The 15,813-nt window shown below is 71.1% G+C and carries 11 protein-coding genes; 6 read left to right on the top strand and 5 right to left on the bottom strand.

Going from position 1 to position 15,813, the window contains the following annotated elements:
- Both ACKOQ4_RS13475 and ACKOQ4_RS13470 read left to right on the top strand, forming a co-directional pair.
- The coding region (locus ACKOQ4_RS13475) for a universal stress protein (protein ID WP_526292637.1) at window positions 1-471 on the top strand (471 nt) is incomplete at its 5' end.
- Between the two features lie 173 nt (window positions 472-644).
- Window positions 645-1,793, top strand: coding sequence for a hypothetical protein (locus tag ACKOQ4_RS13470; protein WP_526292635.1), 1,149 nt, complete (start codon window positions 645-647; stop codon window positions 1,791-1,793).
- 71 nt (window positions 1,794-1,864) lie between these two features.
- On the opposite strand, the gene ACKOQ4_RS13465 is transcribed toward ACKOQ4_RS13470, so the two are convergent.
- Genes ACKOQ4_RS13465 through ACKOQ4_RS13445 form a run of 5 tightly spaced genes read right to left on the bottom strand, consistent with a single transcriptional unit; the run spans window position 1,865 to window position 8,107 of the window.
- Complete coding sequence (locus tag ACKOQ4_RS13465; protein WP_526292633.1) at window positions 1,865-3,586, bottom strand: GAF domain-containing sensor histidine kinase; 1,722 nt, start codon at window positions 3,584-3,586, stop codon at window positions 1,865-1,867.
- Window positions 3,586-4,227, bottom strand: coding sequence for a hypoxia response regulator transcription factor DosR/DevR (gene dosR / locus ACKOQ4_RS13460; RefSeq protein WP_526292631.1), 642 nt, complete (start codon window positions 4,225-4,227; stop codon window positions 3,586-3,588). Before dosR ends, ACKOQ4_RS13465 begins: the two co-directional genes overlap by 1 nt.
- A gap of 28 nt (window positions 4,228-4,255) precedes the next feature.
- Complete coding sequence (locus ACKOQ4_RS13455; RefSeq protein WP_526292629.1) at window positions 4,256-5,083, bottom strand: universal stress protein; 828 nt, start codon at window positions 5,081-5,083, stop codon at window positions 4,256-4,258.
- Between the two features lie 27 nt (window positions 5,084-5,110).
- A complete protein-coding gene (locus ACKOQ4_RS13450) occupies window positions 5,111-6,061 on the bottom strand; it encodes a 1-phosphofructokinase family hexose kinase (RefSeq protein ID WP_526292627.1) in 951 nt (316 codons plus the stop codon).
- A complete protein-coding gene (locus ACKOQ4_RS13445; RefSeq protein ID WP_526292625.1) occupies window positions 6,062-8,107 on the bottom strand; it encodes an erythromycin esterase family protein in 2,046 nt (681 codons plus the stop codon). It abuts the gene before it with no gap.
- Window positions 8,108-8,263: 156 nt separating this feature from the next.
- Here ACKOQ4_RS13445 and ACKOQ4_RS13440 point away from each other — a divergent pair, with 156 nt between their 5' ends.
- The 4 genes from ACKOQ4_RS13440 (at window position 8,264) to mgtA (ending at window position 15,639) form a co-directional block, all read left to right on the top strand.
- Window positions 8,264-10,024, top strand: a complete 1,761-nt coding sequence (locus tag ACKOQ4_RS13440; protein ID WP_526292623.1) for a glycosyltransferase — start codon at window positions 8,264-8,266, stop codon at window positions 10,022-10,024.
- 5 nt (window positions 10,025-10,029) lie between these two features.
- Window positions 10,030-10,668 (top strand): SRPBCC family protein, encoded by a 639-nt coding sequence (locus ACKOQ4_RS13435; RefSeq protein WP_526292622.1) that lies wholly within the window; start codon window positions 10,030-10,032, stop codon window positions 10,666-10,668.
- Between the two features lie 77 nt (window positions 10,669-10,745).
- On the top strand, window positions 10,746-13,034 hold the full coding sequence (gene ppsA, locus ACKOQ4_RS13430; RefSeq protein ID WP_526292620.1) for a phosphoenolpyruvate synthase: 2,289 nt from the start codon (window positions 10,746-10,748) through the stop codon (window positions 13,032-13,034).
- Window positions 13,015-15,639: a magnesium-translocating P-type ATPase gene (gene mgtA / locus ACKOQ4_RS13425; protein ID WP_526292618.1), complete on the top strand. Its 2,625-nt coding sequence runs from the start codon at window positions 13,015-13,017 to the stop codon at window positions 15,637-15,639. Before ppsA ends, mgtA begins: the two co-directional genes overlap by 20 nt.
- Window positions 15,640-15,813: the final 174 nt, after the last annotated feature.

Genomic DNA, 15,813 nt, shown 5'->3' with positions numbered 1-15,813 from the left:
CACGCGCACTGCCCGGTGGCGATCATCCACGACGAGGACCCGCTGATGCCGCACCCGTCGCTGGCGCCGGTGGTCGTCGGGGTGGACGGGTCGCCGGCCTCGGAGTCCGCGCTCGCGGTCGCCTTCGAGGAGGCCTCGCTGCGCGGCGTCGACCTGGTGGCGGTGCACGCCTGGAGTGACAGCGGGGTGTTCGAGTTCCCCGGCGCGGACTGGTCGACGCTCCAGGCTCTGGGCGAGGAGACCCTCGGCGAGCGGCTGGCGGGCTGGCAGGAGCGCTTCCCCGACGTGCTCGTGCGCCGCGTCGTCGTCGCCGACCGGCCGGCCCACCAGCTGCTCGAGCAGGCCGAGTCGGCCCAGCTGCTGGTGGTGGGAAGCCACGGCCGGGGCGGCTTCGCGGGGATGCTGCTGGGGTCGGTGAGCACCGCGGTGGTGCACGGCGCCCGGATGCCGGTGATCGTCGCCAGGCGCTGAGACCCGACGGGGACCCGCCCGTCGCCTTGCGACAGGTGATACCGGAGATACCGCTGTTACGGACGTGGTCGTGCCGCGGTGCCGCCCGAAATGTTGTACGCGGTGACAGGACCGTCTAGTCTCTTAACTTCATCTAAGTGAAATTTCAGACAGGTCTTTGAAGGAGCTCATCCATGGCCCCCATGACGCGGTCGTTCACGGCCACCGGCGTGGCCCTTGTCGGTGTCGCCGCGATCGCCGCCGCGACGCCGGTCGTGGCACCCGGGCAGGTGGCCGGACTGCCGTCGTCGTCGACGGCTCAGTACCGGCTGGCGGCAGCCAACCTCCAGGTTCCGGACCTGTTCGTCATTTCACAGGTCGGCTACGGCGAAGTCCTCGGACCCGACGACCCGTACTACCCCGGGGAGTTCAACAACGACGTCAGGCTCACCGGGCCCAACGGGCTGGTGTACTACGTGGTCGACAGGATCCTCCAGGACCCCTACAACCTGGAGAACTACTTCTTCGAGGTGGGCGCCAAGAGCGGCAATCCGATCGCGGGCGGCCTGGCCGCGGTCGCCTACGTTCAGACCGCCGCCCTGTTCGGGGTCGACAGTCTGATCACCCAGGCGGTCAAGGCGGCTGTCACCGGCGGCAACGTCGGTGCGGCTGTCGCCTCGGCGATCACCACGGCGGTCTCCTCGCTCGTGTACAAGCTTCCCGTCGTCGGCCCGATCGCCAGCGTCTACGTCACGGGCAAGGCCCCGGGCGACCCGACGGAGTACGGCACCGGCGTCAACGGCGTGATCGCCTACGCCGGGAAGCTGATCCCCGCGCTGGGATTCCTGCTGGGTCCCCCCAGGACCGCGGCCGCGGTTGCGGCGGCGAAGACGGCGGCGGTCGCTGCGGCTCCCGCGGACAACGCGCAGGCCGTGACGGCGCCGGCCGAGTCGGCCGGGCCGTCGGGCACCGGCGACTCGGCAGCCCCCGACGGGCGCGCGACGGCGACTTCCCCCCGGGCTGCGGCGGCCGAAAAACTGTCGTCCAGGTCCAGGAAGGCCAAGGCGGACCTGACGGACCTCGCCGGCACTGCCGCGGAATCGGACTCCCCGGAATCGGACTCCCCGGACTCCCCGCAGTCGATCGAAGCCCCGGCGGCAGCCGAGAAGGGCGAGCCGGCGGAGACCTCCACCGAGCCCGAGGCCACCGGTCCGGCCGCGGCCCGGACTGAGGCCTCGGCGGCCCCGAAGCGGGCCGTCCTGGGTAAGCGGCTCGCGCAGCGCGCCGCCAAGGCAGCTCAGTCCGGCGCCGGCAAGCGGGCCAAGGCCGGCCGCGCCGGCTGACCGCAGAGACCAAAATGCCGGCCCCTTACTCGGAAGGGGCCGGCATTTTTTGATCCACAGCGGGGCCTGCTTTACGGCAGCGGGGCGGTCCAGCGCAGCACGGTCCCCCCGTCGGGTGCGGCACCGAGGGTGAGCCTGCCACCCACCTCGGCGGCGCGGGCGTCGAGGTTGGCCAGCCCGCTCGGGGTGACCGCGGCGGGCATCCCGCGTCCGTCGTCGATCACCTCGACGCTCAACTCGTCCTCGACCCGGATGTCGACCGTCAGATTACGGGCCCGGGCATGGCGCACCGCGTTGCTCACGGCCTCCCGGACCACTGCTTCGGCGTGATCGGCCAGCGTCGCGTCCACCACCGACAGCGGCCCGACGAAGTGCACACCGGTCCGCAGTCCCTGGCCGGCGAACGCGGCGACGGCCTCTTCGATCCGCTGTCGCAGTCGCGTCGTTCCGGGCGTTCCGCCGTGCAGGTCGAAGATCGTTCCGCGAATCTCCTGGATCACGGCCTGAAGCTCGTCGACGGTGTCGGTGAGCCGCTGGGCGACCTCCGGCGAGCCGGCCCGGGCGATGGCGCCCTGCAGGGACAGCCCGGCCGCGAACAGTCGCTGGATGACGTGGTCGTGAAGGTCGCGTGCGATCCGCTCGCGGTCGGCGATCACATCGAGTTCACGCATCCGGTGCTGGGTGTTGGCCAGCTGCCAGGCCAGGGTGGCCTGGTCGGCGAAGGCGGCCGTCATCGCCAACTGCGAGTCGGTGAATCCCTGCGCCCCCCGTCGTCGCAACACCACGAGCACACCGGCGACGGTGTCGGTGGTCCGCAGCGGCAACAGCAGCGCGGGGCCCGCGTCGGCGACCAGGTCGGCCACGGCGGCGTCGGTGACATCGGTGACCCGGCGCGGGACGCGGTTGCCGAACACGTCCCCGATCGCGCTGCCGGGCACGCGGACCGGTGCGGCGTTCGCCGGCTCACCGGCGGCGCCGGCGGCCTCCACGATGGTCAGTTCGTCGACGTCGCCCGCCGGGATCTCGGTGTCGGCGGGTACCGCGACCAGTGCCGCGCGGGCCCCGGTCAGACGCAGCGCCTCCTCGGCGATGAGCCGGAACACCCCGGCGGGTTCGGCACCCCGGAGCAGTTCGGTGGCGATGTCCCGGGTGGCTTCCATCCAGGACTGGCGGGCGCGGGCCTGCTCGTAGAGGCGGGCGTTGGAGATCGCGATGCCCGCGGCGGCGGCCAGCGCCTCGACGAGGACCTCGTCGTCGGCGCTGAAGGGCTGGCCGTTGTTCTTGTCGGTCAGGTAGAGATTGCCGTAGACCTCGTCGTGGATGCGCACCGGAACCCCGAGGAAGGTGCGCATCGGGGGGTGATTCGGCGGAAACCCCACCGAGTCCGGATGCCGCCTGATGTCGTCGAGGCGGATCGGTTTGGGATCCTCGATCAGCACGCCCAGGACCCCGCGTCCCGACGGCGGCTCCCCGATCCGCGCGCGCAGTCCCTCGTCGACGCCGACCGTGATGAACTCGACGAGACCGTCCTCGGAGACACCGTCGCCGCCGCGCACGCCGAGCGCTCCGAAGCGGGCGTCGACCAGTTCTGCGGCGGTCTGCACGATCGTCCGCAGGGTGGTGTCCAGGTCCAGCCCCGAGGAGACCACCAGCATGGCCTCGACCAGGCCGTCGAGCCGGTCGCGCCCCTTGACGATCTGGTGGACCCGGTCCTGCACCTCGGCGAGCAGTTCGCGCAGCCGAAGCTGCGAGAGGGTGTCGCGCAGCCCCGGTGAGGACGGGTCCTCGGCCATCAGCGGCGGCGTTGCTGGTCGAGCTTGGATGCGAACACCGCCGCCTGGGTGCGCCTTTCCATCCCGAGCTTGGCCAGCAGCCGCGACACATAGTTCTTGACGGTCTTCTCGGCCAGGAACATCCGCGCGGCGATCTGCTTGTTGGTCAGTCCCTCGCCGAGCAGGCCGAGCAGCACCCGCTCCTGGTCGGTCAGCCCGGACAACGGATCGGAGCGCTCGGCGGCGCCGCGCAGCCGGGCCATCAGTGCGGCCGCGGCCCGGTTGTCCAGCAGCGAGCGCCCGGCGCCCACGTCCTTGATCGCGGTCGCCAGTTCCATGCCCTTGATGTCCTTGACCACGTAGCCGCTCGCCCCGGCCAGGATGGCGTCGAGCATGGCCTCGTCGGAGGTGAACGACGTCAGCATCAGGCAGCGCAGGTCGGGCATCTTCGAGAGCAGGTCGCGGCAGAGTTCGATCCCGTTGCCGTCGGGCAGTCGCACGTCGAGGACGGCGACGTCGGGCTTGAGCACCGGGATCTGCGCCATCGCCTGGGCGACCGATCCCGCCTCCCCGACGACCTCCAGATCGGCGTCGGAGCTGAGCAGGTCGATCAGGCCCCGCCGCACCACCTCGTGGTCGTCGACCAGGAAGACCTTGACCATGGCTGCAACCATATCCGGCCGGGCGCCCTCAGAGCAGACGCTGGCTGTCGACGACCAGCAGTGAGCAGTCGGTTCCGTGCAGGGCGGCCAGTCCGTCCGGTCCGAGCAGTTCGCCGACCGCGGCGGTGTTGCGCGCGCCGAGGACGACAAGCCGGATCGCCTGGGCGTTCTCGGCCAGGTAGCCCAGCCCGCTTCCGTGCACGGCGACCGGCGCCACGTCGAGGTCGGGGTAGCGCCGCCGCCAGTTCTCCAGGTTCCGGTCAAGCTGCGCGCGGACCACGCGGCCGGCGTCGGCCACGGCGGCGGCGCCGTGCTCGCCGGACTGCCAGGTGCCCAGCACCCGCAGCGGAGCCCGGCGCATCCGGGCCTCCTCGACCGCGTACTGCAGGACGGCGGCGGAGTCCGGGGTCGGGTCGATTTCGACGACCACCCAGCCCGGACCGGCCGGGGCCGGCCGCTCACTCGCGCGGACCACCGCGACCGGGCAGTGCGCCGCGGCCACCAGCGCCGCCGCGGTCGAGCCGACCCGCGGGCGCTCGGATTGCCGCAGCCCCGGGGCCCCGACGCAGATCATCGCCGCCCGGCGGGAGGCGTCGACGAGCACCGGTGTCGGGTCGCCGACGGCAACGGAGGCGTCCACCCGGACCGGCTGTCCGGCCGGGTCCAGGGCCGCGACGGCGGAGCGCAGCGCAGCCTCCGCCGTCGCCAGGGCGCCGGCGTCCTCGGCGGCGGCGACCAGACGAAGCGGAAGGTCGCGGCCGATCGCCTCGTCGAGGGCCCACAGCGCGGCGCGCTCCCCGGCGCGAGACCCGTCGACGCCGACGACGATCGACGGCTCCGCGTGCTGTTGGGCCATCTCGTCATTCTCGCCGAAGACTGTCGCCTACGTCACCGGGACCGCGGCCGGTGTCTGGGCGAACAGCCTCTCGGCGTCCTCCCTGGTGCACGGCGCGGTACCCGGGGTGAGCAGCATGGCCGCCCCGGCCGCGACCCCCAGTCGCACCGCTTCGGTCAGCGGCCAGCCGCGGGTCAACCCGACCGCCACGCCGGCGACCATCGCGTCGCCGGCCCCCACCCCGCTGCCCGGTGGCACGCTCACCGGGTCGAACCGGTGCGCGCTATCGGCGGTGGCCAGCAGGGCGCCCCGGGCGCCCAGCGACACCAGGACGCACCGCGCCGCGCCGCGGTCGATGAGCTCCCGCGCCGCGGCGAGTTGCTCGGCCTCGCCGGGCAGTTCCCGGCCGACGCACTCGCGCAACTCCCGCAGGCTGGGCTTGAGCAGGTGAACCCCGGAGTTGACATGCCGCAGCCCGCCGCCGGAGGTGTCGAGCAGGAACTTCGCGTCAAGGTCCTCGCACGCGGTGGCCACCTGCTGATAGAAGTCCTCGGGTACCCCGGGCGGCAGGCTGCCGCTGGCCACCACGACCGCCGCCGAGGTCGCCGCCTGCCGTAGCGTCAGCAGGCACTCGGCCTGTTCGGATACCGTCAGCTCCGGTCCGGGCAGGACGAACCGGTACTGGCCGGCGGTGCTGGTCTCGTTGACGGTGAAACTCTCCCGGGTCGAGCCGCCGATCGGGACACGTTGCACGGCAAGGCCTTCGGCAACCAGCAGCGTGTTCACCAGCTCGCCGGCCGGACCGCCGGCCGGGAACACCGCCATCGACTCCGCGCCCAGCACCCCGGATACCAGCGCGACGTTGATCCCACCTCCACCGGGGTCGTAGCGCGGCGTCGCGCACCGCAGCTTGTCGGTCGGGCGTACCTCGGGCGTGCTGGTGGTGATGTCCAGGGCGGGGTTCATGCACAGCGTGACGATGTCCACGCGGCCATTCACTCACAGACCGGTCGGGTAGGTCTCCGGGTTCTGTCCGGCCACCCACACGCTGGTCGGTTCCAGTGGTTCCAGCGCCCGGGTGGAGTCGATGTGGATCATCGCGTCGAACTGGTCGGACGGCCGCACATGGAAGTAGTGGCTCTGCCGTTCGGTCTGCGGAAGGTAGATCACCCCGATGGCCCGGTTGAGCCGGACCACCTCCAGCGCCTCGGAGGCCGGCGAACCGTCGTGCATGGCGATCATGAACTCGGTCTTGCCGGTCTCGTGCAGCAGTTCCTCGATGCTGCCGGGCAGGGCCGCTCGCACGGCCTTGCGTTCGGCGATGCCGCCCCAGTCGCTGGCGGCGGTCACAGTTCCGGTGTAGGTGGAGAACCCGATCAACCGGCATTCGTCGCCGTACCGCTGGCGGGCCAGTTGGCCGATGGTGAGCTGGCCGTCGGCGGAGACCTCGGTGGCGCGGGCGTCGCCGACGTGGGAATTGTGCGCCCACACCACGATCCGCGCCGGTTCCGGCCCGCCGGCCCGGTCCAGGTGGTCGAGCAGGGCGGACAGCGTCTGGGCCATGTGCTTGTCGCGCATGTTCCACGAGGTGACACGGCCGGCGAACATGCCGCGGTAGTAGGCCTCGGCGTTGCGCACCGTCATCGCGTTCTGCTGGGCGTAGAACAACTCGTCCTCGGCCGGTTCGCCGTCGCGGCCGAGGTATGCGCAGGCGTTGCGCTGCATCTCGACGAGTTGCTCGACGGCCTGGCGTTCGCAGCTCGGGCCGGCGCCGAACGCGGCCGCGTACCCGTAGGCCTGGCCGTCGTCGCCGGCGGAATGATCGAAGCAGGCATAGCGCGCCCGGGCGCGGGCCGCAGCGCGCGGGTCGACCGTCTCGAGATAGCCGACGACCTCCTGCATCGACCGGTGCAGGCTGTAGAGGTCAAGGCCGTAGAAGCCGGTCTGCCGCCCCCCGTCGGCCGCGCGGCGTCCGTTGTGCCAGCGCAGCCAGCCGACGAAGTCGCGCACCACGGTGTTGCGCCACATCCACGCCGGGAAGCGTTCGAAGCCGCGCAACGCCGCCTCGGCGGAGTCGTCGCCCCCGGTTGCCGGACCCAGGCACCGGACGTACCGGTTCACCCGATAGGCGTCCGGCCAGTCCGCCTCGGCGGCAACGGCATTGAATCCCTTCTCCTCGATCAGCCATTTGGTGATCTCGGCGCGGGCTTCGTAGAACTCATGAGTGCCGTGGGAGCTCTCGCCGATGAGCACCACCCGGGCCTCGCCGATCAGATCCTCCAGCACGTCCTTGGGCGGTACGCCGCCCGGGGCGTCGATGGCGGCGCGGGCCACCAGGTCCGCCGGCGTCGGTCCGGCCGGCGGGGGCGGGGCGCCGGTGGTCGGCGCTGCCAGCAGTTCGCGCACCTGTTCGTCGGTGACCTGGGTGAAGTCCCAGAACGACTCGCCCACCGCCAGGAACGGGGTGGGCATCGACGCGCACACCACGTCGTCGACGATCCCGGCGAACTCCCGGCAGGTGGACTCCGGGGCGGCGGGCACCGCGATGACGATCTCGGCCGGCTGGGACTCGCGCAGCGCCTGCACGGCGGCCATCATCGACGATCCGGTGGCCAGTCCGTCATCGACCAGGATCACCGTCTTGCCCGTGACGTCCAGCGGGGGCCGACCGCCGCGGTAGGCGGCCTCCCGGCGGATCAGCTCGCGGGCCTCCCGGTCGGCGACCTCGCGCAGTTGCTCCGGGGTGATCCGCAGGCCGCGCAGCACGTCGTCGTTGACCACCACCCGGCCGCCGCTGGCCAGCGCCCCGACCGCGAACTCTTCATGCCCCGGCGCCCCCAGCTTGCGCACGATGAACGCATCCAGCGGCGCGCCGATGCCGCGGGCCACCTCGTAGGCGACCGGCAGGCCGCCCCGGGCCAGTCCCAGCACGACCACGCCCGGCCTGCCGCGGTAGGCGCCGAGCATGCCGGCCAGAACCCGGCCCGCCTCCCGGCGGTCCCGGAACACCCGCCGCGGTTGCTGGCGCCGTATCGCTCGTGTCATCTCCTCATTCCTTCCCCCGGACGGGTTCCCCGATTCCCGCCCCGGTAATCCGAACACGCCCGGCCGCCGCCCGGTAGGGCCCGAAGTCCACAAAACCCGGGGCCGTGAGTCGGCAAGATGGGGCCGATCCGGCCGCGCCTGGGTTCCAATGGAGCCATGTCCGACGCTACGAGGGCCCGGCCCAGGATCTGCCTCAACATGATCATCCGAAACGAGGCACACATCATCGGCGAGCTGTTCGATTCCATCGCGCCCTACATCGACTCCTGGGTGATCGTCGACACCGGCTCGGTGGACGGCAGCCAGGACGTCGTGCGCGGCCGGATGGCCGCGCTGGACATTCCGGGCGAGCTGCATGAAAGGCCCTGGCAGGACTTCGGCCGCAATCGCTCAGAGGCGCTGACCCTGGCCCAGGGGCACGGAGACTACATCTGGGTCCTCGACGCCGACGACATCGTCATGGGCACAATCGATTTCGCCGGGCTCGACACCGACGCCTACGAGATGCGCTACAGCGACGGTGTCGGCTTCGTCTACTGGCGTTACCAGCTCTTCCGCGACGGCCTGCCCTGGTACTACGTCGGGGTCGTCCACGAGTTCGTCAACTGTGACCAGCCGGTGACCCAGGGACGCCTCGAGGGCGACTACTACATCGAATCGCGCAGGCTCGGCAGCAGAAACCTCGACGCGGACAAGTACGCGCGGGATCGGGATCTGCTGCTGGCCCAGGTGCAGCGTGACCCGACGGACGCGCGGTCGGCGTTCTACCTCGCCCAGAGCTACTTCGATCTCGGCGACTTCGCCGGCGCCCGGGACTGGTACGCACGCCGGGCCGTCATGAGCGGATGGGATGAAGAGTCGTTCTTCGCGATGTACCGGGTCGGGATCTCCCTGTCGCACTTGGATGCGCCACTGCCGGACGTTCAGGACGCGTTCCTGCGCGCGTGGGAGTTCCGGCCGATCCGCGCCGAACCGCTGCACGCGATCGCCGTCCGATACCGGATCGAGGAGCGGTACCTGGCCGGCTACCTCTTCGCGGAGCGCGCCGCCCGGATCCCTTTCTGCGACCACGAGAAACTCTTCGTCGATGCCGACGTCTACGCCTGGCGGGCGGTCGACGAGCAGGCGGTGTGCGGATACTGGATCGGCCGGCACGGCGAGTCGTTCACCCTGTGCCGCAACCTTCTTCAACTCGGCGGACTGCCCGAGGACGAGCGCGGCCGGATCGCCGCGAACCGCGACTTCTCGGTCCCGACGATGATCGACGCAGCGCTGGCCTACCCGCAGGAGGTCGTCGACGGCATGCCGGTTCCGCTCGGCGGAGACGTCACCGTCACCCTGGTCGCCGGGCCGGACCGGTCCGCTGCGGAGCGCTCGCTGAACTCCTTCCTGCGGAGTTGTCAGGACCTGGATCGGATCGGGCGTTTTCTCGTGGTCGACGCCGGACTGTCCGACCCGGACCGCCAAAGCCTGCGGGCGCGTTACGGATTCCTGGAGTTCGGTCAGGTCGCAGGTACCGACCTGGCCGGGATTCGCTCCGCCGTCGAGGCGCGGTTCTGGCTGCATCTGGGGTCGAACTGGGTTTTCTTCGCGCCCGATCCGCTCATCGGCCGGCTGACGGCGATCCTCGACATCGAGCCGGAGGTGTTCCAGGTCGGGGTCAACTACGGCGACGCATCCGGGTTGACCGGCGCCATCCCGGCCGATGAGGCGGCCCGGCGGGCCGAGCGCACCGGGCGCTATGTGATCGCCGACGCGGCGGCCAGCGGCCCCGCCATGTTCGACACGGCCCGGCTGGACCTGGTGCTGGGAGCCGGCGGATTCGCCACCCTCGGCGGGCAGGCGCTCGCCGCCGGGCTGCGGACCGCAAGCCTCGACGAGGTGCTGTGTGTCGCCGGTCCGGCGGTGGGAGACTGAGTCCCATGTGGATTCGCCTGGCCGGCAGTGCCGCCGCCGGCGCCGGGCTGCTGGCCGCCCGGCAGTACTACCGGAACTGGGGGACCACCAAAGAGGAGTGCGCGACCGCCCTGCCCGGCGACGAACTGGTGGGCGAGCCGGCGGTCCAGACCACCGAGGGCATCTGGATCGACGCTCCGGCCGCCGGGGTGTGGCCATGGCTGGTTCAGATGGGTCAGGACCGCGGCGGGCTCTACAGCTACGAGAAGCTGGAGAACCTGTTCGGCCTCAAGCGGCGCAACGCCGACCGGATCCACCCGGAGTGGCAGCAGCTGGCCGTCGGTGATGTGGTGCGGCTGGTCCCTCGCGGCTGGATGGGCCTGCGCGAGGGGATCGCCCTTCCGGTGGTGGAGCTCATCGAGGGCCGGTCCATCGTGCTGCGGATGCTGCCACCGGATGTGCCGATGGACGGCGTGTGGTCGTTTCACGTCCGGGCGCTCTGGGAGGACCGCTGCCGGCTGCTGGTGCGCACCCGTTCGCGGATGCGGGTTCCCGGTGAGGCGCTCGGCGCAGAGGCCGCCGGCCCGGTGATGGCGCTGATGACCCGCGGCATGCTGCTGGGCGTCAAGCGGCGGGCGGAGCAGTCCTCCCAACCCGCCGGCTGAGAGGTTCGGGGCTTTGTACCCTCGCCCCCGGGAGGTCTGCGGAGCAGGATCTGCCTGAACCGTCGAACGGGAGAACCATGTACGTCGAAGACATCGCCAACCTGCGGATGGCCGACGCCGAGGAGGCCGGCGGCAAGGGCGCCAACATGGGCGAGATGGTGGCGGCCGGTCTGCCCGTGCCGCCGGGGTTCGTGGTGCTGCGCGACTCCTATCTGGCGTCGATGGCGGCCGCCGGGGTGACCGACGAACTCAACGCGGCCCACCGCGAGGCGATGCTGCACGCGCTGGACACGCAGAACTTCGACCCCATGTGCGAGAAGATGAAAAACCTTGTGCTCAAGGCGGGGATGGCCGACGACGTCCGGGAGCGGATCCTGGCGGCCTACGCGGCGATGGGCCCGGAATGCTACGTCGCGGTGCGCTCGTCGGCCACCGGCGAGGACGGCGCCGACGCCTCCTTCGCGGGTATGAACGAGACCTTCACCAACGTGCGCGGCCGCCACGAGCTCATCGACGCCGTGCAGAACTGCTGGGCTTCGCTGTTCGGCCCCAGGGTGGTCTCCTACCGGGCCAGCCGCGGGTTCACCGCCGACCCGGCGATGGCGGTCGTGGTCCAGCTGATGATCGCCTCGGAGCGCTCGGGGGTGGCGTTCACCGCAGACCCGACCACCGACGCCACCGACCGGGTGGTGGTGGAGGGGGCGTTCGGCCAGGGCGAGGTGGTGGTGTCCGGGTCGGTGGAGCCCGACACCTACGTGGTGTCCAAGGCCGACGGCGAGATCCTCTCCCGCAGAATGGGTTACAAGTCGTTCAAGATCATCCGGGGCGAGGACGGCAGGGACCAGCGCGTCGAACTCGACCAGGCCCAGGCCGAGTCGCAGGTCCTCGACGACGACGAGGTCCGCGCGATCGCCGACATCGCCATCCGCAGCGAGCGCCACGCCGGCTGCCCCCAGGACACCGAGTGGGCGATCGCCGGCGGCAAGACCTACATCGTGCAGACCCGTCCGATCACCACGCTCAAGCGCGCCGGCATGCCCACGCCCGAGGAACACCAGGTCCTGCTGCAGGGCCTGCCCGCGGTACCCGGAGCGGCGTCCGGCGTGGTGCGGGTGCTCGGCGGAGTGTCCGAGGGCGCCCGCCTGCAGGACGGCGAGGTGCTGGTGGCCAGGATGACCAACCCGGACTGGCTGCCCACCATGCGGCGTGCCTCGGCGCTGGTGACCGACACCGGCGGAATGACCTGCCACGCCGCGATCGTCGCCCGCGAACTCGGGGTGCCGTGCATCGTCGGCGCCCGCACCGCGACCAGGGACCTCAAAGACGGCGTCGTCGTCACCGTCGACGGCACCCACGGCCGGGTGCTGGCCGGACGGGTCGCCCGGGAGAGGTCCGGCGGCGCGCAGACCGCGGCGGTGGCCGCCCCGGTGGCGGTGGCATCCGAAGTGACCGGCACCAAGATCTACGTCAACGTGGCGATGCCGGACAAGGCCGAGCAGGCCGCCGAACTCGACGTCGACGGCGTCGGCCTGCTGCGCGCCGAGTTGATCCTGGAGGACGCCCTGCACAACCGGCATCCGCGCGACCTGATCGAGCACGGCGAGCAGGACAGCCTGGTCGACGCCCTGGCCGCCGCGGTGGGGCGGGTCGCGGCGGCGTTCGCGCCGCGGCCCGTCATCTATCGGGCCTCGGACTTCCGCACCAACGAGTTCCGCAACCTCAAGGGCGGCGAGAACTATGAGCCCGAAGAGCACAATCCGATGATCGGCTACCGCGGCTGCTACCGCTATGTCAGCAACCCGGACCTGTTCGACCTGGAACTGCGGGCGCTGGCCCGGGTCCGGGAGCGGAACCCCAACCTGCACTTGATGATTCCCTTCGTCCGCACCAAATGGGAGCTGGAACGGTGCCTGGAACTGGTGGACGCCAGCCCGCTGGGCCGCCAGCGCGGACTGCACCGCTGGGTGATGGCCGAGGTGCCCTCGGTGGTGTACTGGCTGCCCGAATACGTCGGCATGGGAATCGACGGCGTGTCGATCGGCAGCAACGACCTCACCCAGTTGATGCTCGGGGTGGACCGCGACTCCGACCTGTGCGCCGAACTGTACGACGAGTCCGACGCCGCGGTGCTCGACGCCATCGGCCGGATCATCGCAACCGCCCGCCGGCTGGGCATCACCGCGTCGCTGTGCGGGCAGGCGCCGTCGAGCCGTCCGGATTTCGCCGAACACCTGGTGCGGATGGGTATCACGTCGATCTCGGTCACCCCGGATGTGGCGCAGCGGACCCGGCGCAACGTGGCCGCCGCCGAACGCCGCCTGCTGCTGGAGTCGGCACGTGCCGCCCATGACGGCCACCGCGCATGACCCGTCGCTGAGCGCCCCGGCGGTCGCCGCCGCGCCCGCCCGCGAGGTGCTGGCCGGCCTGGGCACCAGCGCGTCGGGACTCGGTTCGGCCGAAGCCGCCGCCCGGCTGGCCCGCGACGGGCCGAACTCGGTACGCACCCACCGGGTCAGCGTCGTGGCCGTGCTGCGCCGCCAACTCAACAACGCCGTCCTGGCGCTGCTGGCCCTGACCGCGGCGGTCTCGTTCTTCCTCGGCGACTCCGCCCAGGCCGTCATCATCGGCATCATCCTGGTGGTCAGCGTCGGTCTGGGGTTCTTCAACGAGTACCGCGCCGAACAGGCAAGTGCCGCAATGCATTCCCGCGTCCGGCACAGCGCCCTGGTGTGCCGCGACGGTTCCTTCGTCAAGCTCGACGTCAACGATCTGGTGGTCGGCGACGTCATCCGCCTGACACTGGGCGAACTGGTTCCCGCCGACGTCCGCCTGATCGACGTCAACGGCCTGGAATGCAACGAGAGCATCCTCACCGGCGAGTCCACGCCCGCGGTGAAGTCCGCCGAGCCCGTGCCGGCCGGCACGGTCCCGGCCGATGCCGACGACCTCGCCTTCATGGGCACCGTCGTCAGCGCCGGTGAGGCCACCGCGGTGGTGTACGCCACCGGCCGAGACGCCCGGTTCGGCCGGATCGCCGCCGGACTCGGTGAGCGCCAGCCCGAGACCGACTTCCAGATCGGCCTGCGCCGGTTCTCCTATCTGCTGTTGCGGGTCGCCATCGCGCTGACCGTGCTGATCCTGCTCACCAACCTGCTGCTGCGCCGGCCGGTGATCGACTCGGTGCTCTTCGCCCTGGCGATCGCGGTGGGCATCACCCCGCAACTGCTGCCGGCGGTGGTAAGCACCAGCCTGGCCACCGGGTCCCGGCAACTGGCGCGGCAGCGGGTGCTGGTCAAGCGACTGGTCTGCATCGAGGACCTCGGCGACATCGACATCCTGGTGACCGACAAGACCGGAACCCTGACCGAGGGCCGGGTCAGCCTGATCGAGGCGGTCGACCCCACCGGTGCGCGATCCGAGCGGGTGCTGCGAACCGGTCTGCTGGCCACCGACGTCGACCCGGCCACCGGGGGAGCCAGCGCCAACCCGCTGGACGCGGCGCTCTGGGAATCCCCGGCCGGCCGGCTCGGCGGGGTGCGACGCCTCGCCGAACTGCCCTTCGACCACGCCCGCCGCGCCACCTCCGCCCTCGTCGACGACGCGGGCACCCGCCTGCTGGTCGTCAAGGGCGCCCCCGAACAGGTGCTGCAACACTGCACCGCCGCCGCGGGCACCGACGTCCTCGACCGGCTCTTCGCGCAGGGCCGCCGGGTGGTGGCGGTGGCCAGCAGGCCGGCACCCGGACTGACCGCCATCACCGCCGCCGACGAGACCGGGCTGACCCTCGACGGATTCCTGGTGTTCGCCGACCCGCCCAAGCAGGCGGCCCGCGACTCGCTGGCGCAACTGGCCGAACTCGGCATCGAGGTCAAGGTGGCCACCGGGGACAACCCCCAGGTGGCCGAAAAGGTCTGTGCCGAATTGGGTTTGGTGTCCAGGGGCACCGTCACCGGTACGCAGTTGACCGATCTCGACGACGCCGCCTTCCAGGCGGCCGCGCAGAACGCGACGGTGTTTGCCCGGATCTCACCGGAGCAGAAGGCCAGGCTGATCAGCGTGCTGCGGCGCACCGGCCGGTCGGTCGGCTTCCTCGGCGACGGTGTCAATGACGCTCTCGCCCTGCACTCGGCCGACGTCGGCATCTCGGTGGACACCGCCACCGACGTCGCCAAGGACGCCGCCGACGTGGTGCTGCTGGAGAAGGACCTCGGGGTGCTGGCCACCGGCGTCGCGGAGGGACGGCGGATCTTCGCCAACACCATCAAGTACGTGCTGATGGGCACGTCGAGCAACTTCGGCAACATGTTCTCCGCCGCAGCGGCCTCGGCGGTGCTGCCGTTCCTGCCGATGCTGCCCGGCCAGATCCTGCTCAACAACCTGCTCTACGACACCTCGCAACTGGCCATCCCCACCGACCGGGTGGACGCCGAGCAACTGCACGCGCCGTCGCACTGGAACATCGCCTTCATCCGCCGCTTCATGCTGACCTTCGGCCCGATCAGTTCGCTGTTCGACTTCCTGACCTTCGGTCTGATGCTGGGCGTGCTGCATGCCGGCGCGACGGAGTTCCGCACCGGATGGTTCGTGGAATCGCTGGCCACCCAGACGCTGATCATCTTCGCCATCCGCACCCGCCGGACCCCGTTCTTCCGAAGCCGCCCGGGCGGGCTGCTGACCGCGACCACGCTGTCGGTCGTCGTGCTCGGGGTCGTGCTGACCCTCTCGCCGGCGGCCGCGGCGCTGGGCTTCACCCCGCTACCGTGGCAGTTCTTCGGGGCCTTGGCGCTGTTCGTGGTCGCCTACCTGGCGCTGGTGGAGGTCGCCAAGCGGGTGTTCTACGCCGAACCGGTGCGGGCGGCGGGTCCGGTGCCGCGGACCCGCGGCCGCGAACACCGGATCGGGCGCCGGGCGGCCAGGTTCAGCCACGGCGGACGCCTGGCCCAGCGCCGAAATTCCCGCCGCTCCGATTAATGCGCGCAATAACCTACCCAATGGTAGGTATTTGCCGGCAAAGCCGCCGGACGTAATTTCGGTGAACAATTGTCGACCGGACGGCTGAGCAACCGCTTGGTCGGGAGCGCCCGTACCGCTAATTCGGGTGAGATAACGATCGGGTAACGATCCCGCCTTGAACTGCGCTGTTGT

It is taken from the genome of Mycobacterium sp., from assembly GCF_046095365.1.
Lineage (GTDB): Bacteria > Actinomycetota > Actinomycetes > Mycobacteriales > Mycobacteriaceae > Mycobacterium.
The sequence above is the reverse complement of the archived record's forward strand: the minus strand, read 5'-3'. Positions and strand labels throughout refer to the sequence as shown.

Coding starts and splice junctions, on each gene's coding strand:
- ACKOQ4_RS13470 (WP_526292635.1), top strand. CDS start 645: ATGGCCCCCATGACGCGGTCGTTCACGGCCACCGGCGTGGCCCTTGTC.
- ACKOQ4_RS13465 (WP_526292633.1), bottom strand. CDS start 3,586: ATGGCCGAGGACCCGTCCTCACCGGGGCTGCGCGACACCCTCTCGCAG.
- dosR (WP_526292631.1), bottom strand. CDS start 4,227: ATGGTCAAGGTCTTCCTGGTCGACGACCACGAGGTGGTGCGGCGGGGC.
- ACKOQ4_RS13455 (WP_526292629.1), bottom strand. CDS start 5,083: ATGGCCCAACAGCACGCGGAGCCGTCGATCGTCGTCGGCGTCGACGGG.
- ACKOQ4_RS13445 (WP_526292625.1), bottom strand. CDS start 8,107: ATGACACGAGCGATACGGCGCCAGCAACCGCGGCGGGTGTTCCGGGAC.
- ACKOQ4_RS13440 (WP_526292623.1), top strand. CDS start 8,264: ATGTCCGACGCTACGAGGGCCCGGCCCAGGATCTGCCTCAACATGATC.
- ACKOQ4_RS13435 (WP_526292622.1), top strand. CDS start 10,030: ATGTGGATTCGCCTGGCCGGCAGTGCCGCCGCCGGCGCCGGGCTGCTG.
- ppsA (WP_526292620.1), top strand. CDS start 10,746: ATGTACGTCGAAGACATCGCCAACCTGCGGATGGCCGACGCCGAGGAG.
- mgtA (WP_526292618.1), top strand. CDS start 13,015: ATGACGGCCACCGCGCATGACCCGTCGCTGAGCGCCCCGGCGGTCGCC.